The following is a 7,723-nucleotide window of genomic DNA, read 5'->3' on the forward strand; positions in this document are numbered from 1 at the left end:
TAATGGACAAAAAACTAAAATATATTAGGACAACATACACTATAATATTCACAATTATTGTCTTATATATTGTAAGGAACAATTTTATATCACCTAATCACATTTTTAAATATAAGATTTTTTTGAGTATTGGTCAAAAATCACAAATTGTATTATTTGGGCTTTTAGTATTTCTTATTTCATCAATTTCCTATTTTTTATATAATAAAAATTTTAAATTCAAGGATATAAAAAAGTATTGGGTTCTAGAATCATTAAGAAAATTTGTATGGATAAAGGGAATTGAATCAGTATTTATCGGTGAAGATGAGTATAAGGATCAGAACTTAAACAAAAATATTTCTAATTTTATTGCTTTATCTTTAATTAGTATATTCACGATATTTTTAATGAAACCAGAATGGACACTATTTTTGATTTATTTAGTAATATTGGTTATTGGTATTTGTGTTATTTATTTTAAAAACAAATGTCCATATTATTTAGATTTTGTTGTGAAAGATAATATAACAGTGAAAAGAAAAATTTTATCAGTAGCTTATGAAACTGTTGTTACAGTATGTAATATATTATTTTTCGTTTTTGTGATAAAACAATTTACTAATGTAAATATTTCAAGTTTGGTGCTTATTTATTGTGTTTCTAATGTTTTTGGGCAAGTTAGCTTGATGCAAGATGGATTCGTTGTATCAGATTTAATAGAAATACACTTTTTATGCAAATTGATTGAACCTAGAGCAGCGATAATTGCTTTCCTTATATACAGAATTGTAAGTAGTGTTATTCCATGGATAATTTCTTTAATTATGATATTAAGAAAAATTTATGATAATTACAATACTGATCACTATAAGAAACAATTTGCCTTTAATATTCTATCGATTTTTACTCTGATTGTTGGATTGATTTTATGTTTAAGCGTTGCTACTCCATCAATGTTATTAAGAATAAAATTTTTAAGGAGATTTGTTAAGAAAGATGTAGTGATTTTGGCTAGATTTATAACTCTTACATCAGGTGGGTTACTAATACTTCTTTCACAAGGAATAAAAAAATCGGTTAAAAAATCTTTTTATATAGCAGAAGCAGTATTAATTGTTTCAGTATTTTCAACATTATTAAAAGGATTAGACATTGAAGAATCGATTATTACCTTAGTATTGGGAATTGTAATGTATATTATGAAAGATGGCTTTACAGAACAAGCTATCAAAATCAAGCCAAAATATTTTATAAATACTATAGGTAAATTATCAGTTGTCACAGTATTATTTATATTTATTAGCAATACTGTTCATAAGGTAAATTTTCTGACATCACATCGAAAGTATTCTCTAAATTATTTGGTTGAAAACAAGAGATTTATACTTCTATATGTTTTATTCGTTTTGATATTATCTTATCTTGCTCAATATACAAGAACTAAGAAGATCACATTTACAAAATTAACAGATGAGGATTTTGATAGAATTGAAAAATTCTTGGAAGAATTTGGTGGAAATGAGTTTAGTCATTTAGTTTATTTGAATGATAAAAATGTGTATTTTGACAAGACAAATACTGTAATGATAATGTATCGCCCGGTAAAAAACAGCGTTATCGTATTAGGCGATCCTATAGGTAAGAAAGAAAATTTCGTTGAAGCAATTGATGATTTTATAGTTTATTGCAATGAATATCACATGAATGTTTGTTTTTATGAAATAAATGGAGAAAATCTAGAATTATACTGTGATCAAGGTTTTAGATTCGTTAAAGTTGGACAAGACGCAACTGTAGACTTAACTCAATTTTCTTTAGTGGGAAAGAAAAATAGAACTTGGCGACATGTTCTTAATAACTTCGATAAAGGAAATTATGAATTCAAAGTTGAAGATCCAACCGATAACCTATTAACTCAAATGAAAATTATTTCAGATAAATGGCTAGGAAATAAAAATGAAATGGGATTTAGTTTAGGATTTTTTGACGAATATTATCTAAAAAGAACAAAAATTGCGTGTATTTATAAAGGCGATGAATTACTCGCTTTTGCAAATCTTCAGCCTTTTTATGATGATAAAACACTTTCTATAGATTTAATGAGATATGATAGATCAAATGAAGATGGGTTGATGGATTTTATATTTATTAAGTTAATTTTATGGGGACAAGAAAATAATTTTGAAAAATTCTACCTAGGCATGGCACCTTTATCTAAAGTTGGAGATAAAATTTATTCAAAGAAGAAGGAAAAAATTCTAAATATTGTTTACAATACTCAAAATAAGATTTATAATTTTAAAGGTTTAAGAAATTACAAAGATAAATTTAAGCCCAACTGGTCGAATAAATATATAGCATATACTTCAGACTTTAATTTACCATATATTTTAATTAATGTTGTAAATTCAAAGAAAAAATAGTTGACAAAATGTTCAACATAGTATACAATATTTGTTGTTAATAAGTAGAGATATCCGCTCTCACCTTATAATTTCGAATTCATAAGGTTAAAATTTAATTTGATTATTAATTTTTGGCGGGTATTTTTACCCGCCATTATTTTTTTGGAGGTGAATAATATAAAAGACTTAATGATTAATGAGGAGATAAGATCTTCTAAAGTTAGATTAATCGATGACGAAGGTGAACAAATAGGTGTAATTCCTATTAAAGAAGCTTTGAAAATGGCTGAAGATAAGCATTTAGATTTGGTAAATGTAGCACCAAATGCTAAGCCACCCGTATGCAAAATATTAGATTATGGAAAATACAAATATGATGCATTAAAGAAAGAAAAAGAAGCGAAGAAAAATCAAAAAGTAATTAACGTAAAAGAAATAAGACTTTCACCAAATATTGAAAAACACGATTTAGAAGTTAAGGCTAATCAAGCATCCAAGTTTTTAAGCAATGAAAACAGAGTAAAAGTTTCTGTTAGATTTAGAGGTAGAGAACTTGGTCATAAAGATTTGGGTAAGGAAGTTCTTGATAAATTTTATGAATTAACAAAAGATGTAGGACAAATAGAAAAGAAACCTTCCATGGAAGGTAGAATGATGATAATGTTTATGGGTCCTTTGACTGATAAAGAAAATTAGAGGGGGAAATAATATGCCAAAAATGAAGACACATAGAGGTTCTGCTAAGAGATTTAGAAGAACTGGTACAGGTAAGTTAAGAAGATATAAAGCTTATGCAAGTCACTTAACAGGTAAGAAATCTGCAAAGAGAATTAGAAACTTAAGAAAAGGTACAACAGTTAGCGATGCAGATATGAGAAGAATCGATAAAATGATTCCTTAGTTAGAGGGGGAAATATAAATGGCTAGAATTAAACGTGGTACAAATAATAGAAAAAGACATAAAAAAATATTAAAACAAGCTAAAGGATATTACGGCTCAAAACATACATTATTCAAAACAGCTAACCAAGCTGTAATGAAATCATTAGCTTATTCATACGTTGGAAGAAAAAGAAGAAAAAGAGATTTCAGAAAATTATGGATTGCTAGAATTAATGCAGCTACAAGAATGCACGATTTAAGCTACAGCAAATTTATGCACGGATTAAAAGTAGCTGGTGTTGACTTGAACAGAAAAGTTCTTGCTGACATGGCTGTTAGAGATGAAAAAGAATTCGCTAAATTAGTTGAATTAGCAAAAAACAATTTATAAAATAAAAAGCTTAAGTTGATTTATATCATACTTAAGCTTTTTTTAATATGGTATTAATTTCGTTTTCATTTGAATTTATTAGTTTTAACTTTTTATCACGAGTTAGACTTTTTGTTTTAATTTCTAATTTTAATGCATCACTTTTATTATCAATTCTTTTCATAAAAACATAGTTTACAGGAAGCCTTGCCCTTGTATATTTACTGGCTTTACCTTTATTGTGCATTTTAATTCTTTTTAAAAAATCATTGGTAATACCTGTATATAAACTTTTATCAGCACATTCTAAAATATATAGATAATACATTAATACATACCACTTACTTGTTTCGCAACATCATAGCTGAAACCTTTTTGCAGCAAGAAAGTAACTATTTTATTCTTTAGATCATAGCCTTCATGTTTTTCTTTCCAAATGTTGATTTTAGTTTCAACTATTTGAGTTGCTTTGTCTAATTCCATATTATATCCAAAGACATCTTCCAAATAATCTTCATAAATTCTTTTATCAATACCTTTTTGGTATAAATCATTGATTATTCTTTTTTTACTGTAATTTGTTAGATTAATTTTATCGTTGATAAATATCTTTGCATAGTTATAATCGTCTAGTAAATCTAGGTTTTTTAATTTTTCTATAACGTCTTCAATAATTTCAGAACTAAATTTTTTTGATTTTAATTTTGTCGTTATTTCTTTTTCAGTTCGTAATTTATATGATAAAAAATTAAGGCTGATTTCAAAAGCTTCTGTAAATTTTGAGATATTCAATAAATGGGTATATAGTTCATCATCTATTGTCATTTCGTTATGAATTTTATATCTTTCAAAATCATTATAACTTAGTAAAAAACTTTCTTTTGTATCAGTCTCAATTACGAACTTATCTTTTTTATCATTGAACTCAATATTTTTGATTATCATTTTATCTCATGTTCATTATTACATTTAGTATAAATGGAGCAACCATCATTGCTACTAAAATAATTGCTACAACTTGAGCTAATTTTTGTTTTTTCATGAATTTCACCTCTATGATATTCTAACACAAAAACATATATTTGCATATTTTAAAATAATGCTATAATATATTTATAAAAATGGAGGTAATTATGGCTGATTTAAAATTTGAAATAGTAGAAAGAATTGGAGTTTTATCCACAAAAGCTAACAATTGGAATAAGGAATTAAATATTGTAAAATGGTCTGATTACGATGCAAAATACGATATTAGAGAATGGAATCCTGATCATTCAAGAATGAGTAAGGGTCTTACATTCACAGAAGAAGAATTAAGAGTATTACATGCATTAATAGAAGATGAATTAAAACAATTGGATTCAGAAAAGTAGGATAAATTTTGAAGTTCATACATTCAGCTGATTTTCACTTAGGCATGAAATTTGAAAAATCTTCAATTCCACAATCTTTGTCTAAAATTAGAAGACAAAGAATTTGGACATCTGTTGAAAAATTAATCAAATATAGTATTGATGAAAATGTAGATTATATTTTTCTGTCTGGAGATTTGTATAATTTGGAAAATTTTAGCCTAAGTGATATGAATCGTTTAATTGATCTATTTTCTAGAACAAATTCACAAATTTGCATTATAGGGGGGAATCACGACCATATCTATAAAGATAATTTATGGGACATGGTAAATATTAGTGATAATTTGAATATTTTCAAAAAGGATACTCTTGAAAAAATAGAATTTGATGACACTGATGTTTATGGGATAAGTTACAATAAAAACAACTACGATTTTATGAACATTTTTGATGATTTGAAACTGGACAAATTAAAAACTAATGTTTTAATGATTCATTCTGATTTATTAAACGAAAACAATTGTTATATGTTTTTTGATCAAGATAAAGTGAATAATTTGGGTTTTGATTATGTGGCTTTAGGCCATATACATAAACCGACTATTTTTAATGATAAATTTGTGTATCCAGGTTCTATTGAACCATTGAGTTTTAAAGAAAAGGGGATGCATGGTGCTGTTCTTGGAAGTATAGTTGATAATAGACTTGACATCGATTTTTTAGATTGTTCTGAATCAAACTTCAATGAATTTGACTATAATATATCAGATAAATTTAGTTATTACGATTTGGTAGGTTCATTGTCGAAATGTTTAGTTGAAGATAAGAAAAATTACATTAGAATTAATTTAAAGGGACAATTAGAGGAAGGGTTTGATCTGGATATAGATTCTTTACAAGAAAGTTTAAAAAAATATTGTGAATATGTAGAAATAATTGACAACACAGAATCTAATATAAATTTGGATAAAATTTATGAATTTAACAGAAATAATGTGTTGGGTTATTTTATTGAGGAAACAAAAAACTTGAATCAAGAAGATCCTGTGGTTAAAAGAGCAATTAATTTAGGAATTAAGTCCTTAATGGAGAATAATTTATGAAAATTATTAGATTAGATTTGATATCATTTGGCAGATTTAATAATTACACAATAGAATTTGGAGACAAATTTAATCTAATTTACGGGTTAAATGAGTCAGGAAAGACCACTATATCCAAATTTATAGAAGGTGTATTTTATGGATTTGTTAAACCTTATCTAAAGAGAACTATATTTACTGAAGACTACGAAAAATATCGCCCTTGGAATAGTGAAAACTATGAGGGCAGTATTTTAGTGGAGAAAGATAATAAGAGATATGTAATTTATCGTAATTTTAAAGAAAAATATTTTAATATTTTCAATGAAACTACTGGTAATAACGAAACTGATTTAGATGGTTTTAATCAAGATAATTTATCATTTCCGGGTGAATACTTTTTTAAAATGCCTTCAGATATCTTCAAATCAACTGTTTTTTCAAATTTAAAAGAATTAGATGCAGAAGATAAGAATGTAAGTTCTATTGTTGATATGCTATTGAATTCATCAGATAGCAATAATGATTCTGTTTCATTTAAAAAAGCACTAGATAATCTGGAAAAGATGAAATCAAATATTGGGACTAAACAATCTAAGGCAAAACCTTTGGGGAGTTTATATCAAAAAAAGTTTGATTTAGAAAATGAAATCAAAAATATTAATAAAGACAAAAAAGAATATGAAGATAGTTTAAATAAGCTAAATGAGTACAAACTTAGACACGAAAAACTGCTTCTAAATAAAGAAAAATTAGCTAATTTGCACAAGAAGAACGATATAGAAAAAATAGAAGATGCAAAAAACTATAAAATGCAGATTTTAAAAGAAAAAGCAAGTTTATTAGACAGAGTATCAAAGATTAAATACATCAATGACATTGACGAAGATGATGTTAATAATTTGGAATATCAAAATAAATTATTAAACGATAATAGAATTACATTTAATGAGTTATCGAAGGAAAAGAAATTATTAAGTAAGGACTATTACCAATTAAAAGCAAAACTTAGCAATTATGAAACTATAATAGATTATATTGATGAGATGAATAATTTAATTGAAAAATTAAATGGAATTTCTAAATTAAAAATCAAACTATCAATTATTGGAATTATATTTACAATAATTGTTGCTGGAATGATCTATATGATGGGGTATACAAAAGAAATAGTTATTGCTCCTGTATTATTTGTTATTTATTATATTTTAGTTAGTATATCCAATAAATTTCAGAAATTATCATACAATCGTCAATTAAATAAGATTGTGCAAAAGATTAATCAAATTAATAATATGAGATACAAAAGCTACAATGAAATAATTAATGATTTTAGATATGACTCAAATATGGAGAAAAGCATTGATTATTTAAACAAACTTGAGGGACAACTCCAAGATATTGATTCAAGACTAGATTCTATTATAAATGAAGATGAAAGTTCCAAGTCAAAGATTAACAATATTTTATCGTCATCAAGAAATTTGAAGAACATAGATGTTGAAGATTATAGAAGAAAAAAAATAGAGTATGATCAATTGATTGATAGAATTTCAGATAAAGATGATCAACTTCAAAAGATATCATCTGAATATGATTTTAGTATTTTATTAGAAGATATTAATTCAGATTCAATAAAACTTGAGG

9 protein-coding genes and 1 other annotated feature are annotated in these 7,723 nt (G+C 25.8%); of the genes, 7 read left to right on the top strand and 2 right to left on the bottom strand.

The features are described from left to right. Positions 1–2 precede the first annotated feature (2 nt). The 4 genes from mprF to rplT all read left to right on the top strand — a co-directional run bounded on the left by mprF (position 3) and on the right by rplT (position 3,660). Entirely contained in the window at positions 3–2,405 is a 2,403-nt protein-coding gene (gene mprF, locus KHW44_RS00120) for a bifunctional lysylphosphatidylglycerol flippase/synthetase MprF (RefSeq protein ID WP_304064446.1), read from the top strand. 36 nt (positions 2,406–2,441) lie between these two features. After that, positions 2,442–2,553: a sequence feature (ribosomal protein L20 leader region), on the top strand. Positions 2,554–2,576: 23 nt separating this feature from the next. Beyond that, a complete protein-coding gene (gene infC / locus KHW44_RS00125) occupies positions 2,577–3,083 on the top strand; it encodes a translation initiation factor IF-3 (protein WP_002836327.1) in 507 nt (168 codons plus the stop codon). Between the two features lie 13 nt (positions 3,084–3,096). After that, positions 3,097–3,288 (top strand): 50S ribosomal protein L35, encoded by a 192-nt coding sequence (gene rpmI / locus KHW44_RS00130; RefSeq protein WP_002836329.1) that lies wholly within the window; start codon positions 3,097–3,099, stop codon positions 3,286–3,288. Between the two features lie 18 nt (positions 3,289–3,306). Further along, positions 3,307–3,660, top strand: coding sequence for a 50S ribosomal protein L20 (rplT, locus tag KHW44_RS00135; RefSeq protein WP_002836330.1), 354 nt, complete (start codon positions 3,307–3,309; stop codon positions 3,658–3,660). 31 nt (positions 3,661–3,691) lie between these two features. Here the strand turns inward: rplT and KHW44_RS00140 are convergent, their stop codons facing one another. Next, a complete protein-coding gene (locus KHW44_RS00140) occupies positions 3,692–3,967 on the bottom strand; it encodes a GIY-YIG nuclease family protein (RefSeq protein WP_002836332.1) in 276 nt (91 codons plus the stop codon). Next, the gene (locus KHW44_RS00145; protein WP_156849944.1) at positions 3,967–4,584 is read right to left on the bottom strand and encodes a regulatory protein RecX; all 618 of its coding nucleotides are present in this window, start codon (positions 4,582–4,584) and stop codon (positions 3,967–3,969) included. Before KHW44_RS00145 ends, KHW44_RS00140 begins: the two co-directional genes overlap by 1 nt. A 188-nt stretch (positions 4,585–4,772) precedes the next feature. Between KHW44_RS00145 and KHW44_RS00150 the strand changes: the two genes are divergently transcribed. The 3 genes from KHW44_RS00150 to KHW44_RS00160 form a co-directional block, all read left to right on the top strand. Further along, a complete protein-coding gene (locus KHW44_RS00150) occupies positions 4,773–5,012 on the top strand; it encodes a YdbC family protein (RefSeq protein WP_094203593.1) in 240 nt (79 codons plus the stop codon). Positions 5,013–5,020: 8 nt separating this feature from the next. Further along, a complete protein-coding gene (locus KHW44_RS00155; RefSeq protein WP_156849945.1) occupies positions 5,021–6,097 on the top strand; it encodes a DNA repair exonuclease in 1,077 nt (358 codons plus the stop codon). After that, positions 6,094–7,723, top strand: a 1,630-nt coding sequence (locus KHW44_RS00160) for an ATP-binding protein (RefSeq protein ID WP_304064460.1), incomplete at its 3' end; no start/stop codon positions are given. The genes KHW44_RS00155 and KHW44_RS00160, both read left to right, overlap by 4 nt.

Source organism: Finegoldia magna (genome assembly GCF_018371055.1).
Taxonomy (GTDB): domain Bacteria; phylum Bacillota; class Clostridia; order Tissierellales; family Peptoniphilaceae; genus Finegoldia; species Finegoldia magna_I.

Bases quoted from the DNA above. Each gene is read 5' to 3' on its own strand.
- mprF (WP_304064446.1), top strand. From the start codon at position 3: ATGGACAAAAAACTAAAATATATTAGGACAACATACACTATAATATTC.
- infC (WP_002836327.1), top strand. From the start codon at position 2,577: ATGATTAATGAGGAGATAAGATCTTCTAAAGTTAGATTAATCGATGAC.
- rpmI (WP_002836329.1), top strand. From the start codon at position 3,097: ATGCCAAAAATGAAGACACATAGAGGTTCTGCTAAGAGATTTAGAAGA.
- rplT (WP_002836330.1), top strand. From the start codon at position 3,307: ATGGCTAGAATTAAACGTGGTACAAATAATAGAAAAAGACATAAAAAA.
- KHW44_RS00140 (WP_002836332.1), bottom strand. From the start codon at position 3,967: ATGTATTATCTATATATTTTAGAATGTGCTGATAAAAGTTTATATACA.
- KHW44_RS00145 (WP_156849944.1), bottom strand. From the start codon at position 4,584: ATGATAATCAAAAATATTGAGTTCAATGATAAAAAAGATAAGTTCGTA.
- KHW44_RS00150 (WP_094203593.1), top strand. From the start codon at position 4,773: ATGGCTGATTTAAAATTTGAAATAGTAGAAAGAATTGGAGTTTTATCC.